14 protein-coding genes and 1 pseudogene are annotated in these 14,126 nt (G+C 68.2%); 4 read left to right on the top strand and 11 right to left on the bottom strand.

Annotated features, from left to right (window positions below; translation table 11 throughout):
* The first annotated feature begins 2 nt into the window (after positions 1-2).
* Both ACN6PJ_RS26785 and ACN6PJ_RS26780 read left to right on the top strand, forming a co-directional pair.
* Positions 3-1,313, top strand: a complete 1,311-nt coding sequence (locus ACN6PJ_RS26785; RefSeq protein WP_427998806.1) for a YihY family inner membrane protein — start codon at positions 3-5, stop codon at positions 1,311-1,313.
* 38 nt (positions 1,314-1,351) lie between these two features.
* Positions 1,352-1,810, top strand: a complete 459-nt coding sequence (locus tag ACN6PJ_RS26780; protein ID WP_129240525.1) for a CBS domain-containing protein — start codon at positions 1,352-1,354, stop codon at positions 1,808-1,810.
* Between the two features lie 29 nt (positions 1,811-1,839).
* Here the strand turns inward: ACN6PJ_RS26780 and dusA are convergent, their stop codons facing one another.
* Positions 1,840-2,820 carry a tRNA dihydrouridine(20/20a) synthase DusA gene (gene dusA / locus ACN6PJ_RS26775; RefSeq protein WP_427998817.1) on the bottom strand — a complete coding sequence of 327 codons (981 nt, stop codon included), beginning with the start codon at positions 2,818-2,820 and terminating at the stop codon, positions 1,840-1,842.
* A gap of 213 nt (positions 2,821-3,033) precedes the next feature.
* On the opposite strand from dusA, the gene ACN6PJ_RS26770 reads away from it, so the two are divergent.
* Both ACN6PJ_RS26770 and ACN6PJ_RS26765 read left to right on the top strand, forming a co-directional pair.
* A complete protein-coding gene (locus ACN6PJ_RS26770; RefSeq protein ID WP_427998805.1) occupies positions 3,034-4,002 on the top strand; it encodes a homoserine kinase in 969 nt (322 codons plus the stop codon).
* Positions 4,003-4,066: 64 nt separating this feature from the next.
* Positions 4,067-4,870: a BPSS1780 family membrane protein gene (locus ACN6PJ_RS26765; protein WP_427998804.1), complete on the top strand. Its 804-nt coding sequence runs from the start codon at positions 4,067-4,069 to the stop codon at positions 4,868-4,870.
* Between the two features lie 9 nt (positions 4,871-4,879).
* Here the strand turns inward: ACN6PJ_RS26765 and ACN6PJ_RS26760 are convergent.
* The 10 genes and pseudogenes from ACN6PJ_RS26760 to ACN6PJ_RS26715 all read right to left on the bottom strand — a co-directional run.
* Positions 4,880-5,041 (bottom strand): annotated as a pseudogene (locus tag ACN6PJ_RS26760) (DUF192 domain-containing protein); the annotation flags it as partial.
* Positions 5,042-5,106: 65 nt separating this feature from the next.
* Positions 5,107-5,979, bottom strand: a complete 873-nt coding sequence (locus ACN6PJ_RS26755) for a type II secretion system F family protein (protein ID WP_427998803.1) — start codon at positions 5,977-5,979, stop codon at positions 5,107-5,109.
* Between the two features lie 12 nt (positions 5,980-5,991).
* Positions 5,992-6,837, bottom strand: coding sequence for a type II secretion system F family protein (locus ACN6PJ_RS26750; protein ID WP_427998802.1), 846 nt, complete (start codon positions 6,835-6,837; stop codon positions 5,992-5,994).
* Positions 6,834-8,513 (bottom strand): ATPase, T2SS/T4P/T4SS family, encoded by a 1,680-nt coding sequence (locus ACN6PJ_RS26745; RefSeq protein WP_427998816.1) that lies wholly within the window; start codon positions 8,511-8,513, stop codon positions 6,834-6,836. The genes ACN6PJ_RS26750 and ACN6PJ_RS26745 overlap by 4 nt, the downstream gene beginning before the upstream one ends.
* Positions 8,514-8,532: 19 nt before the next feature.
* Entirely contained in the window at positions 8,533-9,897 is a 1,365-nt protein-coding gene (locus tag ACN6PJ_RS26740) for a type II and III secretion system protein family protein (protein ID WP_427998801.1), read from the bottom strand.
* The gene (gene cpaB, locus ACN6PJ_RS26735; RefSeq protein ID WP_427998800.1) at positions 9,894-10,754 is read right to left on the bottom strand and encodes a Flp pilus assembly protein CpaB; all 861 of its coding nucleotides are present in this window, start codon (positions 10,752-10,754) and stop codon (positions 9,894-9,896) included. The genes ACN6PJ_RS26740 and cpaB overlap by 4 nt, the downstream gene beginning before the upstream one ends.
* Entirely contained in the window at positions 10,751-11,530 is a 780-nt protein-coding gene (locus tag ACN6PJ_RS26730) for a hypothetical protein (RefSeq protein ID WP_427998799.1), read from the bottom strand. The genes cpaB and ACN6PJ_RS26730 overlap by 4 nt, the downstream gene beginning before the upstream one ends.
* Positions 11,527-12,132 carry a pilus assembly protein gene (locus tag ACN6PJ_RS26725; protein WP_427998798.1) on the bottom strand — a complete coding sequence of 202 codons (606 nt, stop codon included), beginning with the start codon at positions 12,130-12,132 and terminating at the stop codon, positions 11,527-11,529. The genes ACN6PJ_RS26730 and ACN6PJ_RS26725 overlap by 4 nt, the downstream gene beginning before the upstream one ends.
* Positions 12,129-13,547: a pilus assembly protein TadG-related protein gene (locus ACN6PJ_RS26720; RefSeq protein ID WP_427998797.1), complete on the bottom strand. Its 1,419-nt coding sequence runs from the start codon at positions 13,545-13,547 to the stop codon at positions 12,129-12,131. Before ACN6PJ_RS26720 ends, ACN6PJ_RS26725 begins: the two co-directional genes overlap by 4 nt.
* A complete protein-coding gene (locus tag ACN6PJ_RS26715) occupies positions 13,544-13,810 on the bottom strand; it encodes a hypothetical protein (protein WP_129240535.1) in 267 nt (88 codons plus the stop codon). The genes ACN6PJ_RS26720 and ACN6PJ_RS26715 overlap by 4 nt, the downstream gene beginning before the upstream one ends.
* Positions 13,811-14,126 lie beyond the last annotated feature (316 nt).

The raw sequence follows: 14,126 nt of genomic DNA, 5'->3' as shown, positions 1-14,126 counted from the left end.
TGATGAATAGCCCCGCCGAGCCCGCCGCCGCGCCGGCGGCCACCGAGCCCTCGACATCGCGCTCTTCATGGGGCGCGAGGGTCGGACGCGTCGTCCGCTTCACGGCCGAGCGCGCCGGTGAAGAAAAACTGCTTCAGGTCGCCTCCAGCCTTACCTTCACGACCGTGCTGGCCATCGTGCCCATGCTGGCCGTGGTGCTGTCCCTGTTCACCGCTTTTCCGGTGTTCCAGGAATTCCGCGTGGCGCTCGAGGACTTCCTGACCAACAGCCTGATGCCGCCGTCCGTCTCGGACAACATCATGAACTACCTGAACCAGTTCGCGCGCCAGGCCTCGCGCCTGACCGCGATCGGCGGTGCGTTCCTGCTGGTCACGTCGCTGTTGCTGATCATGACGATCGACAAGGCCTTCAACGACATCTGGCACGTGTCGCGCCAGCGTCCGTTGAGGCAGCGCGCGCTTGTTTATTGGGCGCTCATCACGCTCGGGCCGGTCGTGGCCGGCGCCAGCCTGTGGGCCACCTCGTTCGTGGCGCGCGAATCGCTGGGGCTGGTGCGGGACGTGCCGGAAATCGTCAGCGTCGCCATTTCCTTCATCCCGCTGATACTGACCGCGCTGGGGTTTGCCGCGCTGTTCGTCGTGGTCCCGAATCGCGAAGTCCTGTGGCGCGACGCATTGATCGGGGGCTGCGTGACCGCCATCGTGCTGGAAATCATGAAGTCGGCCTTCGCCTACTACCTGACCCGGTTCCCCACCTACACGGTCATTTACGGCACCTTCGCCACGCTGCCGATCTTCCTGCTCTGGATCTACCTGTCGTGGCTGGCCGTGCTGCTGGGCGCCACGCTGGCCTCCAGCGCGCCGCTGATCCGCCTGGGCCGCTGGGAAATCAACCGCTACCCCGGCGCCCCCTTCGTCGATGCCCTGGACGCCTTGCGCGCGCTGCGCAAGGCCCAGGCCGCCAACCCTCCCGGCCTGCCCGCCAACGTCCTGGCCTCGCAACTGCGGCTGCACCAGGACGAGTTGAACGAAGTGCTGGAAACGCTGAGCGGCATGGGTTTGGCCACGCGCACGCCCGAAGAGAACTGGGTGCTTACCTGCGACGCCCGGCAAACCTCGATGGCGCCCGTCGTGGACCATTTCCTGCTGGACCGGACGCAGGGCCGGGTCCGCAACGATCCGGAAATACTGCGGGTCGCGTCCGCCGTGATTTCCCAGCAAAATACGCCCACGCTGGAAGAAGTCTGCGGAGAAGCGCAAAATACTGAAAATGGAATCGCTCCCATATTGCAATTGGAAGCGAACAAGAAATAGTAAATAGCATTCGGGCGTAGTCCGCCCAGGAGGAACCGATGTTGAAGGTCAGCGAGATTTTGCGCGTCAAGGGCGATACGCTCTATACGGCGTCGCCCGACATGCCTGTGTCCCAGGCGGTGCAAACGATGAGCGAGCAGGACATCGGCTCGCTCGTGATCATGGAATTCGGCACGTTGACCGGCATGCTCACCTTCCGCGAGATCATCCGGCACATGCACGCGCATGGCGGCGCGGGCGAAACCACGATCCGCTCCATCATGGACGACGCGCCGGTCAGCGTATCGCCCAACACCAGCGCCGAGGAAGTGCAGCGCCTGATGCTCGAGAAGCACGCGCGCTACATCCCGGTCATGGACGGCCCCACCTTGATGGGCGTGATTTCGTTCTACGACATGGCCCAGGCCATCGTGGCCGCCCAGCAATTCGAGAACAATATGCTGAAGGCCTACATCCGCGACTGGCCGACCGAAAGCGCCGAACCGGCCAAGTCCTGAGCAGACCCGCCAGCGGCATCGGCCGCTGGTCATGCTCCCGCCGGCGCCGCCTCGCATGCGGCGCCGCGCACATCAGGCGCATGCCGCTGGCTGCGCCAGGCGTCATAGATGAGCTCCGGCCGGTTCGCGGCCAGCAAGGCCGGATCGGACAGCATCCGGCGCCAGCGGCGCGCGCCCGCCTGCCCGTTCACCAGGCCCAGCATGGGCCGCGTCATCACTCGCAACGGCACGCCCCGCGCGACCTGGCGCGCTGCGTATTCGGTCATGGCATCCACGACCTGGGCATCGCTGGGCAACCGCAAGGATGGCCACAGCTGCAGGGAAATCTCGGACAGCACGCGCGGCGTGTGCCACGCGGCGCGCCCCAGCATCACGCCATCGAAATCGCCCGCGGCGCGCACCGATTGCTCCGCATCGGCCAGGCCGCCATTCAACACGAAGGTGCAATCCGGAAAATCGCGCTTGAGCTGGCGGACCACGTCGTAGCGCAGGGGCGGGATCTCGCGGTTGTCCTTGGGCGTCAGGCCCTTGAGCACCGCGTTGCGGGCATGGGCAATGAATATCCGGCATCCGGTGTCGTAGATCTTGCCGACGAAGTCCCGGACAAATTCGTAGGACTCGTCATAATCCAGACCGAGGCGGTGCTTGACGGTGACCGGGATATCGACGGCGTCCTGCATGGCTTTCATGCAATCGGCGACCAGCGCGGGCTCGGCCATCAGGCAGGCGCCGAACGCCCCCTTCTGCACCCGTTCCGAGGGGCAGCCGCAATTCAGGTTGATCTCGTCGTAGCCCCACTGCCGGCCCAGCCGCGCCGATTGGGCGAGCGCCTCGGGCTCGCTGCCGCCCAACTGCAGCGCCACGGGGTGCTCGGCCTCGTCGAAATCGAGGTGACGCTCGACATTGCCGTACAGCAGCGCGCCGGTGGTGATCATTTCCGTGTACAGGCGCGCGCGTGGAGCCAGCAGCCGGTGGAAATAACGGCAGTGGCGATCGGTCACGTCAATCATCGGGGCGACGCACAGCCGCCAGTCGGGGGAGTCCAAGAATCGCTCTACAAAACAAGGGGATGCGGTATTTTACGGTGCTTGGCGGGATTATGCCCGGCGCAGGGTTCCGTCCGCCCTCCGAACGGAGGACGGGCCCGCCCGCCATGTGGTCTAAAATTGCGCCGCCGCATAGGCATGTCCAAGCGTCCGTTAACCCCTGACTTCCACATATCAATGGCCGTATTCACTCCCGTATCCGACGACGATGCACGCGCCCTCCTGGCGCATTTCGACCTGGGCGAGTTCGTCTCGCTGCGGGGGATTACGGCGGGTATCGAGAACACCAATTATTTCCTCTACACGACCCGCGGCGAATATGTCCTGACGCTGTTCGAGGTTCTGACGCACGCCCAGCTGCCGTTCTACATCGAACTGATGTACCACCTGGCCGAACGCGGCATTCCGGTTCCGCGCCCCCAGACCCTGCGGGACGGCACGCGCCTGACTACCCTGCACGGCAAGCCCTGCGCCATCGTCTCGCGCCTGCCCGGCGGCTACGAACCCGCCCCCGGTCCCGCGCATTGCGCCCTGGCGGGCGCCACGCTGGCCCGCGCCCACCTGGCCGCCCAGGACTTCCCGCTGCGCCAGCCCAACTTGCGCGGGCTGCCGTGGTGGCTGGAAACCGCGCCCAAGGTCATGCCCTTCCTGGAACCCGGCCAGGCCCAGCTGCTGAGCGCCGAGCTGGCCGCCCAGGAAGCGGCCGCGGCAACGCCCGCCTGGCAGGCGCTGCAGACCGGCCCGGCCCACTGCGACCTTTTCCGCGACAACGTGCTGTTCGCCGGAACGTTCGAAGATCCGCTCATGGGTGGCATCATCGACTTCTATTTCGCTGGCTGCGACACCTGGCTGTTCGACGTGGCGGTCAGCGTCAATGACTGGTGCATCGAGCGGGATACGGGCGAATTCGTCCCTGAATTGGTGGAATCCTGGCTGAGCGCCTACGCTGCCGAGCGGCCCTTCACCGATGCCGAGCGCGAGGTCTGGCCCCTGATGCTGCGCGCGGCCGCGCTGCGCTTCTGGATTTCGCGCCTGTACGACTTTTTCCTGCCTCGGCCCGCCCAGACCCTCAAACCGCACGACCCGCGGCATTTCGAAAGAGTGTTGCGAGCGCGCCACCGCGCAGGCCTGCCCATATTGCCGTAACCGTCGTGCCCCCCATAATGGCGTATAGCGTCCCTTTTTGAGAGATTCTCCCTTCTAGAGAGCCATGCAAGCAGCATTCCTACCCGCGGCATCCGGCTGGCAATGGGTCCGAGACGGCTTCCGTCTGTTCCGCAAGCAACCCCTGGCCATGTTCACCTGGGCCATGGCCATCAGCCTACTGGTCATCTTCGCCACCGCGACGCCGCCCGTCGGGCCGATCCTGGTCGTGGCGCTGATGCCCATCATCACCCTGATGACCCTGTCCGCGTGCAAGCATGTCGAGGCGGACCGCATCATGCTGCCCTCGATGTGGGCCAAACCGCTCAAGCAACCAGGCGTTTTCAGGAAGCTGTTCCTGATGGGCCTGCTGTACGCCGCGCTGTGCATGGTGGCCGGCCTGGTCATCTTCCTGCCCTTCACCGATGCGATGGTCGAGGGGATGCGCATCGCCTCCGTCGAAAAGAGCATGGAGCCCATCCTGTCCGCGATGGCCGTTCCCCTGACGCTGTTCGCCATCGTCTATGTGGTGATCGCGGCGCTCTTCTGGCATGCGCCGGTGCTGGTGGCCTGGCATGGGCTGCGCCTGGTCCAGGCGCTGTTCTTCTCCGGCATCGCCTGCTGGCGCAACAAATTACCCTTCCTGGTCTATGGCGCCACCTGGGTTCTGGTGTTCCTGTTCATCGACCTCTGCGCCGGCCTGCTGGTGGCCATTGGCCTGTCTCCGCAATTCGCGGGCACACTGCAGATACCGTTCAATATCGCCGCGGGCGGCGTGCTGTATTGCAGCTTCTATCCCGCGTATACCTCCGTATTCGGCATCGAGAACGCCAGCGCGCATCTCGACGACGGCAACGGCGCCCAGGCATAAAGCCATCCGCCAGGGCGCCAGCGCCCTGCGCACCCCCACCACCCGTCCGGCCCGCGACACGAACGCCACGTCGATGGAATAGCGCATGCCAAAGGTATGCACGCCCGCGCATGGCGCCAGCAGGATTCCCGAGCGCGGCCCCGGAACTGGCCTGCCCAGCAGCCCCCGCATCCGGCCTCGCCAGCGCGTGACCTTCAATAACCTGAGGCGGCCCCGCGGCAAAGCCGTCCGGCCGCTCATTGGACGCTCTGCAACAACTGCACCGCGATCGGGAAGGCCAGCACGATGAATGTGCACGGAAAGATGCAGCCGATGAGCGGCAGCAGCATTTTCACCGGCGCCTGCATCGCCAATTGCTCCGCGCGCACGTGGCGATCGCTGCGGCATTGAGCCGCCTGCGCCCTCAGCACCGGCCCCAGGCTGATCCCCAAGGTTTCGGCCTGCGCCACGGCGGCGGCCCAATTGCGCGCGAGCGGGCTGTTGCTGCGATCGGCCAGGGCCTTGATCGCCGCGCTGCGTGAAATCCCCGCCCGCATTTCGGCCAGGGCATCGGCCAGCGCATCGCGCAGGATGCCGGGCGGCCCGCTCTGCGCCGCCAGCTGCAGGGCTCCCTGGACGCTCAAACCCGCCTCCACGCACAGGGTCATCATGTCGAACACGAACGGCAGATCCCGTTCGATGGCGTGGCGCCGCCGCCGGCCGAGATCGCGCAGCCAGAGCCCCGGCGCGGCGGCGGCCATCAATGCGGCCGCCGCCGCCCAGGCCCCCCACTCCCAGGGGCGCGCCTGCGTCACGGCAATGGCGCCGGCCGCCGTCACCCCTCCCGCCGCCACGGCCGCGCTCCAGCACAGCGCCGCCAGATGCGCGTAGCCGATGTCGGCCGGCAACGATGCCTGCTCGATCGCGCGGGTCAGGCGCAGTCGCCACCGCCAGGAGCACAAGGGCCCCGCCAGCGGCGCCACGGCCGACACCCACGGCCAAGCCGCGCGCCACCACCAGGGCAGCATCGCGGATGCCTCCTGCTTGTCCAGCAACAACGGCTGCAGAATCACCCACGCCAGCCAGGTCGCGCCGAGGCCGGCGGTCAGCAAGCCCAGATACAGCCACATCGCGTTCTCCCCTCAGATGTCGATCCGGATGATGCGGCGTATCAGCAGCACGCCGGCAATCTCCAGCACGGCCACGACCGCCAGCACGGCCCATCCCATCGGCGTGGTCCACAGCAAGCCCATGATTTCCGGTTCCAGACGATTCAGCACCGCCAGCAAAAAAAGGGGCAGCGCCCCCACGATCCAGGCCTGCAGACGGCCCTGCGACGTCAATGCCAGCAGCTTGGCCTGCAATTGCAGCCTGGCGCGCAAGGTGTGGGCGATGCTCTCGAGCGCTTCGGCCAGGTTGCCGCCCGTCTGCGCCGCGATGCGCATGGCGGCCACCACCAGCGCGGTCGAATCGGCCGGCATGCGGCCTTGCAGGTTTTCCAGCGCGCTGTCCCAGGGCACGCCCATGCGCTGTTCGCGCAGCATCAGCCCGAACTCCTGGGCCAATGGCGCGCCGCTCTGCTCGACAACGTGGCGCAGGCCCGTCGCCAGGGCGACGCCTGCGCGCAAGGCGGACGCCAGCATCAAAAGGGCCATGGGCAACTGCTGCTCGAAACGGCGCGCGCGCCTGCGCCGCAGCGCATCGACGACGGCGCGTGGCGCGCGCGATGCCAGCGCCGCGCCCAGGGCGGCCGCAACGCCGCTGCCCACGATGGAAAAGACCAGCGCGGCGGCCAAGGCCGCACACGCCACTGCGCCCGCCCAGAGCTGCGCGGGGTCGATGAACAGAAACACTTCGCTCAGCCGCAGGCCGGCTTCCTGGGTATAGACCTCCCGGTAGCGCCGCAGTGCCGGCGCGAACCACGCCTGCGCTCTCCATGCCAGCACCACCGCGCAGACCATCGCGCCGCCCGCGGCCAGCCAGATCATGGCAAGCCCTGCGCGAATACCGACGCGCCGGTCTCCTGGCCGGCCGCCCCGGAGAACCAGGCTGCCTCGAAGGCCACGCCGCTTTCGGCCCATTCCCGGGCAAAGCCGGGCAAGGCGCCGCATCCCGCGAAGCCGTGGTGGCGGTCGTAGCGGAACAGGTCCTGCAGCAGGATGCGTCCGCTTTCCATTCCCGCGACTTCGGCGACCGACGTCACCACGCGCTGCCCGTCCGCCAGCCTCGCCTGCTGGATGACGATGTCCACGCTGGCGGCGATATGTTCGCGCACGGCCGGCAGCGGCAGGTCCAGGCCGGCCATCAGGATCATCGATTCCAGCCGCCCCAGGGCATCGCGCGGGGAATTCGCATGAAGGGTCGTCAATGAGCCTTCGTGCCCTGTGTTCATGGCGGTCAGCATGTCGAATGCTTCCGGCCCGCGGCATTCGCCCACCACGATCCGGTCGGGCCGCATCCGCAGCGCATTGCGCACCAGTTCGCGGATATCGATGCGCCCGCGGCCTTCCTGGTTGGCGGGCCGCGCTTCCAGCGCGACCAGGTGGTCGTGGTTCAGGCACAGCTCCGCGGCGTCTTCGATGGTGACGACCCGTTCGCCGTCCGGAATCTCGTTGGAGAGGATGTTCAGCAGCGTCGTCTTGCCGGATCCCGTCCCGCCCGATACCACGAGGTTCTTGCGCATCTTCACGCAAAGCGCCAGGAATTGCGCCATGGCGCCGCTCAAGGAGCCCGCCGCTATCAGGTCGGGCATGCGGGGACGCTGCCGCGGAAACTTGCGTATGGTCAGGCTGGCGCCCTTCATGGCGACGGGCGGAATGATGGCGTGCACGCGAGAGCCATCGGAAAGGCGGGCATCGACCATCGGCGAGCTCTCGTCGATGCGCCGCCCCAAGGGCGTCACGATGCGCTCGATCGCCCACCGCACCGATTGCTCGCTGGTGAAGGCCGCGTGATGGCGCGACAGGCGGCCGCCACGCTCCACGTAGATCTCGTCGTAGCGATTGACCATGATCTCGGTGATGTCGCTCGCGGCCAGCAGGGGTTCCAGCGGCCCCAGGCCGACCGCCTCGTCCAGCACCTCGCGGCACAGCGCGGCGCGGTCCGCGCCGGGAGGAAGGTCCGCGTCTGCCGCAACGATCTGCGTCAGCAGGCGTTCGGCCTCCGCGCGCAGCATGCCGTCGCTCATGCCCGCCACGTCGCGCCGGCGCAGGTCCAGCGCGTCGAGCAACGCAGCATGCAGGCGCCGGCGCTCCTGCAACTGGTGCGGCTGCGGCAGCGCCGGCGGCGGCACGGGCGCAGGATCAGGAGCGGCATCGGCCCGCGCCTTTGCCTGCCCCACGACCTCTTGGCCGGAAGCCGCGCTGGCGTCCTCGGGCTCGCCATGGCTCAAGCGCGACAGCGACACGCGTAACCTGCATGGCCCGATCAGGATGTCGTCGCCGGGCAGCACCGGGGCGTGGCGCACGACCCTCAAGCCGTTGACCAGGGTGCCGGCCAGCGTGCCCAGGTCTTCCAGGACGATATCGGCATCTTCGAGGAGCAGCCGGGCATGCTGTCGCCCCACCCGCCAGTTGGCGATGCGCAGGCCGCAATGCGCGCCCCTGCCGATCAACAGTGGCGCGGCGGCGTCGATCCGCCTCACGGCCGCATCCTCGAACGTCATTTCTATGGCGAGCACAGCCTTACTCCTTGTGCGGGACGAGAGTGTCAGGTTCCGGGGGCACCCATTGGGAACCGGCGCCCGAGTACGGATCCCACCCGCTGGCGGCGGCAGGCACCGCCGTGCCCAGCCGAGGCGGTTCGGGAAAGGCGGCGTCCAGCGCGTCGCGGCCTCGCCGCACCCGGTCCGCCATGGCGGGCTCTCCCTGGGAAATGATCTTGGGCGTGACGAATATCGCCAATTCGGTCTCGCGCAATTGGTACCGGCGCGACGAGAACAAGGCGCCCAGGATGGGAATGTCCTGCAGCCAAGGCAGGCCGTTGACCTCGCTGGCACGCTCACGCGACAGGAACCCGCCAATGACCAGCGTGTTGCCGGAGCGGACGTTGAACTCGGTGGACGCTCGGCGCGTGCGCAGCGCAGGCCCGCCGGCCACGCTCAAGGAGGTGTCGACCGAGCTCGCCTCCACCTCGATCAAGGACCGGATCACGCCATTGCGATCGATGCGGGGAGTGATACTGAGCGACACCCCGTATGGTTTGAACAGCGTGGTGGGGTTGCCGCGGGAATCGGTGGACGCGTAGGGCACCTCCCCTCCCGCCAGAAAAGTTGCGCTGGCGCCGCTGCGCGCGAGCAACTGGGGTTGGGCGAGCATGACGGCCTCGCCGCTCTGGGCCAGCGCGGCGATGCGGGCCGACAACAGCGCATTGACGCCGAAGTAGCCGGCTGCCGCCGTGGCCGGCCCCGCGGTTTCGATCACGGCTTCGCCCGGACGTTTGAGACGCCCGAGAGACCCTCCGTCCCATGCCAGGCCCGCGTTGATGCCCCCTTGGCTCACGCCGTCCCAGCGCACGCCCATCTCCTTCAGCCTGGACGTGGGAATTTCGACCACCTGCACATCCAGCAGCACCATGCGGTCCCAGCCCACCTGCCCCGTGAAATCCAGCACGTCGGGATAGCGCTCGGCCAGGGCGGCTATACGCGAACGGTCATCGTCGGACAGGTCATCGCCTTCGATCAGGATCCGGCCGCCGACCTCGGAGCTGCGCGCGCCCGGAATGCGGGCCAGCAGGGCCTGGACCTCGGCCCGCAGCCGCGGCGCGCCGGCCGCAACGACGCGCAGCTCGTAGGCCTTGGCCCGGCCCGCCCCCGTCCAGACATGCATCGACGACACGCCCTCCGCGCGCGCGAAGACCACGACATCGCGTCCCTCCGCCGCGACCGCCCCGAGCACCTGGCCATTGCCGATGGCCACGCGACGCACGCCGGGATGCGACAGGATCCGGGTTTCGCCCACCTGAAGCTCGATCATTTCGGGCGCCGCCCGCGCGGACGCGCACGCCAGGCCCAGAACCAGGCCGGCCAGGACTGCGAGAATACGGATCATGGCCGCCCCTCTTGAGAGCCCGCGTGGCCGGAACCCGCCGGGTCTTGCAGGAATCCACTGACCTGCCCGTCCAGACGGTCCCCGTAGAGAATGGCCACGCCCGGCGCGGCCTTGGGTTCGGGATCCAGCCCGATCAGGGAGGCGAGATCGCTTTGGGCCACGCGCCCCACCGCCGCCACGTCGTCCCGATGACGCAACAGCGCCGTCAGCGCGCCCGCCTGGCGCGCCGCGACGAAACGCATGGCCTCGTCGGGGCTGGCGGCCAGCGTGATGCTGCCGCCGGCCCTGCCATCTTCGCCCTCGGCCTCGCTGCCCACGGCCAACACCCGCATGCCTTGCAGCACCGGCACGGTCAACTCCCGCTGCCGATGCGAAAAGCTGACGTAGATGTCGATCGCATCACCAGCGCGCAGCATCTCCCCCAGTCCGCCCAGATCCGCCGGAGAAACCGTCAGCGCCCGCTGCCCGGCCTTCAGCCGGGACGCCAGGGCGGGAACCGGCGCGCTGAACGTCAGGTGGGCGCGGAGCAAGGGCTCGCCATTGGCAACGCCGGCCTGCAGGGTGGCGCCCAGGACCTCGGCCAGATCCAGCGGGTCGATGCTGGTCCGGGATGCCCATTGCTCGGGGATCTCGCGCACGGCCAGATGCGACTCGTCGAGCCGCGTACCGGCCGGCAGGTCGTAAGCCGCAACCAGGCGGCTGACCTGAGGCACGAGCGCCTGAGCCTCCAGCACCTGGATTCGTTGCTGCACGTGTTCGCGCACTGCCCACGCCGACACCAGCCCGGCGCCCAGGGCCAGCGCGTAGACGCCGGTTCTGCGCAGCCGCTGCGCCGCCAGGACGATCCGGCCCTTCATGGCGCCCACCCTCTGACCAGAAGCCCGCTGCCGCCGTCCAGCGGCACGAGGGAAATGCGCAAGCGGGCCGTGCCCTTGATCCACCATTGCGGCTCGCTGGCGGCCAACGGGCGCAGCCAGCCGTCCCGCCTCAGGCCCGCCTCCAGGCGAGGGGCCACGCTTGCGGGCGGTGTGTCGTACTGCCAGATGCGGTCGGAGACCTTGACGCCTTGATCCAGCACCTCGACATCCAGCCTCAGCCGGGCGCCCACGGGCAACCACGCAGGCTCGGGCCGCGCGGGCGCCGACCGGAGATTGAGCGTGGAAATGCTGCCAACCGTGCGGCGCGGCTCCACGCCTTCCATCTGGACGACCCATTGCTCATGGCCGACCTGCCCCGACAGGATGGCTTGGCCGGGCAGCACGTTCAGGTCCGCCAGCGCGGGCTGCTGGTCCGACAGGTAGCGGATCAGTTCCGACGCGCTCAGCGGGGCGTCGAAAGCCAATACCTGCGCCGGCATGCCGTGCAGCCATACTTTTTCGCCCAGCAGTTCGTGCCTGGATCCGGCGGGAAAGCGCAGCGCCGTCAAGGAAACCGGGCCGGCGGCGGCCTGCGCCGGCCGGGCGAAACGGTTGGAGGCGGCCGCCGATTCCGAGGCCCAGACCAGCTTCGGCCAGGTGCCGGCCGCGCTGGCCGGCACGGGCAGCAACAGCCGGGCCGCCAGGGCGGCGGCGAGGCACTGCCGGAACGCCTGCCCGCCGACCGAATTGCCGATAAAGAAAATCCGCACGTTCATTTGCTGCGCTCCCCGCGCATGCCCAGCCGATCCGCTGGCACCACGTCAGCCCAGGCCGACAGCCAATCCAGCGACAATCGCTTCCGCGGCCAGGGACTTTCCATCCGATCGATCAGATGACTCAGGCGCCGGGCCTGGGCCAAGGAACTACTTTCCGCGCGCCGCCAGGAATCCGGCGCCCCGCCGATCCGGCGCTGCGCATCGGCGTCGCCGTGGGCGTGGCCCGCTCCGCTTGCCACGTGCGTCTGGCGGGAAATCCGCAGCGGTTCCGGCCCGCCCTGGCGGGCCTCTACCGATAGCAGTTGCAAGCCCCCGCCGAACCAGGCGTCCTGCAAGGCGGCCAGGCGCGGCGGCGCGATGCCCGCCAGCGGCCTGGCCGCCCCCGACAGCCCGGGGCGGACATCCGCCGCGGCCAGATTTTTCAGCGGCTGCCCCAGGGCAGCGGCCATCGCGGCCTTGCGGCTGGCCTGCGCCATTTCCTGGGCCGAGAACTGCAGCCCGCCAATACGCGAAACGGCCCACGCCAACACGGCCATCAAGGGCAGCATCAGCAGCGCTTCGACCACGGCCTGGCCGTGCTGCCGCGAAAAAGAACCGTTCATGGCCCCTCCTTTGCCAAAACGGCTTCTTGCGGGGTAACGGCGGACAAGCGCGCTTGCCAATATGGCCGGAAGAGCGTTGCAAGCTCGCTGCGCCCATCGGACCGGCGCTCCGGCCGGACGAAATAGGTCTCGGCAGCCGAGGACACCGTGACGCCGCCCGCGCGACCCAACGCCGCGTAGGCGAACCGGCCGGCGGGCGCCGCGATTGAACTGTCTGCATCAGTGGTCTTCAGGGCCTGGCCCGCCAGCCGGACCGCGATGGCGAAACGAAGGGGCTCGCGGTGCCGGGCAAGTGCGATCTCGCGGTAGGTGGGCAGGCCCCTGGCCGCCCAGCGCTGGGCTCCGGCCATGGCGTAGGAATTGGCCATGGGATTGGTCGCGCCGCTGAAAATGTCCCAGGACGTGGACAGCTCGACCCAGCGCCAGAAGTCCTGGTTCGAGAAGTCCAGGGGAGGTTCGTCCACGTAGTCCAGCCCTTCGGGAGCCTTGCTCTTCTCGGCCTGCGCCGTTCCCCATCCCATGGCGTACTCGCGGTAATAGCACCCGATCCAGCGGTTGGACCGCAGAGCATGGAATGACTGCGTATCCAGGGCGCCCCAGCGCCCGTCGGGGCCGAGCCACGTGAACCCGCGGCGCCGCAGTTCATGGCGGTGCAAGGGGCAGCGCGTACTGACCACCCAGGGATTGCGGCGGGTGTAGCTGCGGCTGTCCAGGAAGCCATAGCGCCCCACGGCCTGTTCGACGGCCGGCAGCAGGCCTGCCTGGCGCGTAGCGAGGCTGCGCTCGACATAGCCTGGCCAACCGTCCGACAGCATGCGCAGCGTTGGACTTTGCCGCAGCGCGCCCGCCGCCGCGCTCCCCGCGGCCTTGTCCGGAAAATTGGCGGACAGCACCTTGCGCATGATGCGCTCGCGCGATCTGCCGAGTTCCGCGACAGCGGAGGCCGCCGCCACCTCCAGCACCTGGTGGACGATGCGGTCGTGCTGGCCGAATGCGGCGGCCAGGCGCTCTTCGGCGTCAGGCACGGCGCGCGCCGCCTGATAGGCGAGCCCTGCATCCGGACCGAACAGCATGGCGATCAGGCCTGCGGGCGGATTGCCGCGGTTGCGCTGCGCCTGCATCGTGCGGGCATACTGCGCGGACGCCGCCAGCGTGACGAGATGCGCCATGGCGACCTGATGGGCGATCTGGCTGCGGTTGACGTAGGCCAGCGCATTGAGCGCACGGGCTTGTTCGAGCGCGCCGCTGTAGGCCGCAGCGTCGGCGGCATGCGTCAGGCGCAGGCGCGATTCCGTGGTCTGGCCGAGGTTGTAGAGAACGACCAGGGACGCGGTGGCCGCCATGACCATCAACAAGCCCAGCACCAGCGCCTGGCCCTGCTGATGGCCGGGCGGCGCGCACGAGGGGCCCCTCACTTCGCGTCCGCGGCGTTGCCGGTAAAGGACTTGAGCGAACGCGCCTTGGTTTGCGCGGCGGCCTTTTTTGCGGCCTGCTGCGCGGCGCGCGCCTCCGTGCCCCCGTCTTCTCCCGCGAGTTCGCGCGCCATCGCGGCCGTCTGCGACCGGACCACCTGGCCGAAATACTGATACACCGCGATGGCCGCCACGGCGACCAAGGCCACGACCACGATGTATTCCGTCATCCCTTGGCCCAACTGACGTTTCCGAAACCCCGACATGTCCGCTCTCCGAGACAGTGAAAACAGGCTTCAGTGTCGATTTCCGGGCAGGGCGCGGCAATTCGCGGATACCGAGGCGGGCAAAAGTGTCGCCGTCTCATTGACGGGCCGGGACCTGCGGCCGGAGCGGATGGAAAAGAGGCGTGACCGGAACTGCGGGAATCTTGTAACCCTTTAATATTCAAGGGTTTCCCCTATTGTCCGGCCTATCGGCCGGCAGTAGATTGGAGTTGCCGGGCTGTCTGACACCCATCGCGTGCGAAGCCGGGCAGGAGCGCCTCAGACTCACCATGAGCTGGGGCGCTCTTCCATTCCG

The sequence above is a fragment of the Achromobacter sp. genome, from assembly GCF_050285585.1.
Classification (GTDB): domain Bacteria; phylum Pseudomonadota; class Gammaproteobacteria; order Burkholderiales; family Burkholderiaceae_B; genus Achromobacter.
The sequence above is the reverse complement of the archived record's forward strand: the minus strand, read 5'-3'. Positions and strand labels throughout refer to the sequence as shown.

What these genes read in the sequence shown, in the direction of transcription:
- ACN6PJ_RS26750 (WP_427998802.1), bottom strand. Translation starts at nt 6,837, where the DNA reads ATGATCTGGCTGGCCGCGGGCGGCGCGATGGTCTGCGCGGTGGTGCTG.
- dusA (WP_427998817.1), bottom strand. Translation starts at nt 2,820, where the DNA reads ATGATTGACGTGACCGATCGCCACTGCCGTTATTTCCACCGGCTGCTG.
- ACN6PJ_RS26780 (WP_129240525.1), top strand. Translation starts at nt 1,352, where the DNA reads ATGTTGAAGGTCAGCGAGATTTTGCGCGTCAAGGGCGATACGCTCTAT.
- ACN6PJ_RS26730 (WP_427998799.1), bottom strand. Translation starts at nt 11,530, where the DNA reads ATGAACGTGCGGATTTTCTTTATCGGCAATTCGGTCGGCGGGCAGGCG.
- ACN6PJ_RS26765 (WP_427998804.1), top strand. Translation starts at nt 4,067, where the DNA reads ATGCAAGCAGCATTCCTACCCGCGGCATCCGGCTGGCAATGGGTCCGA.
- ACN6PJ_RS26785 (WP_427998806.1), top strand. Translation starts at nt 3, where the DNA reads ATGAATAGCCCCGCCGAGCCCGCCGCCGCGCCGGCGGCCACCGAGCCC.
- ACN6PJ_RS26725 (WP_427998798.1), bottom strand. Translation starts at nt 12,132, where the DNA reads ATGAACGGTTCTTTTTCGCGGCAGCACGGCCAGGCCGTGGTCGAAGCG.
- ACN6PJ_RS26745 (WP_427998816.1), bottom strand. Translation starts at nt 8,513, where the DNA reads ATGACGTTCGAGGATGCGGCCGTGAGGCGGATCGACGCCGCCGCGCCA.
- ACN6PJ_RS26770 (WP_427998805.1), top strand. Translation starts at nt 3,034, where the DNA reads ATGGCCGTATTCACTCCCGTATCCGACGACGATGCACGCGCCCTCCTG.
- ACN6PJ_RS26715 (WP_129240535.1), bottom strand. Translation starts at nt 13,810, where the DNA reads ATGTCGGGGTTTCGGAAACGTCAGTTGGGCCAAGGGATGACGGAATAC.
- ACN6PJ_RS26740 (WP_427998801.1), bottom strand. Translation starts at nt 9,897, where the DNA reads ATGATCCGTATTCTCGCAGTCCTGGCCGGCCTGGTTCTGGGCCTGGCG.
- cpaB (WP_427998800.1), bottom strand. Translation starts at nt 10,754, where the DNA reads ATGAAGGGCCGGATCGTCCTGGCGGCGCAGCGGCTGCGCAGAACCGGC.
- ACN6PJ_RS26755 (WP_427998803.1), bottom strand. Translation starts at nt 5,979, where the DNA reads ATGTGGCTGTATCTGGGCTTGCTGACCGCCGGCCTCGGCGCGACCTGG.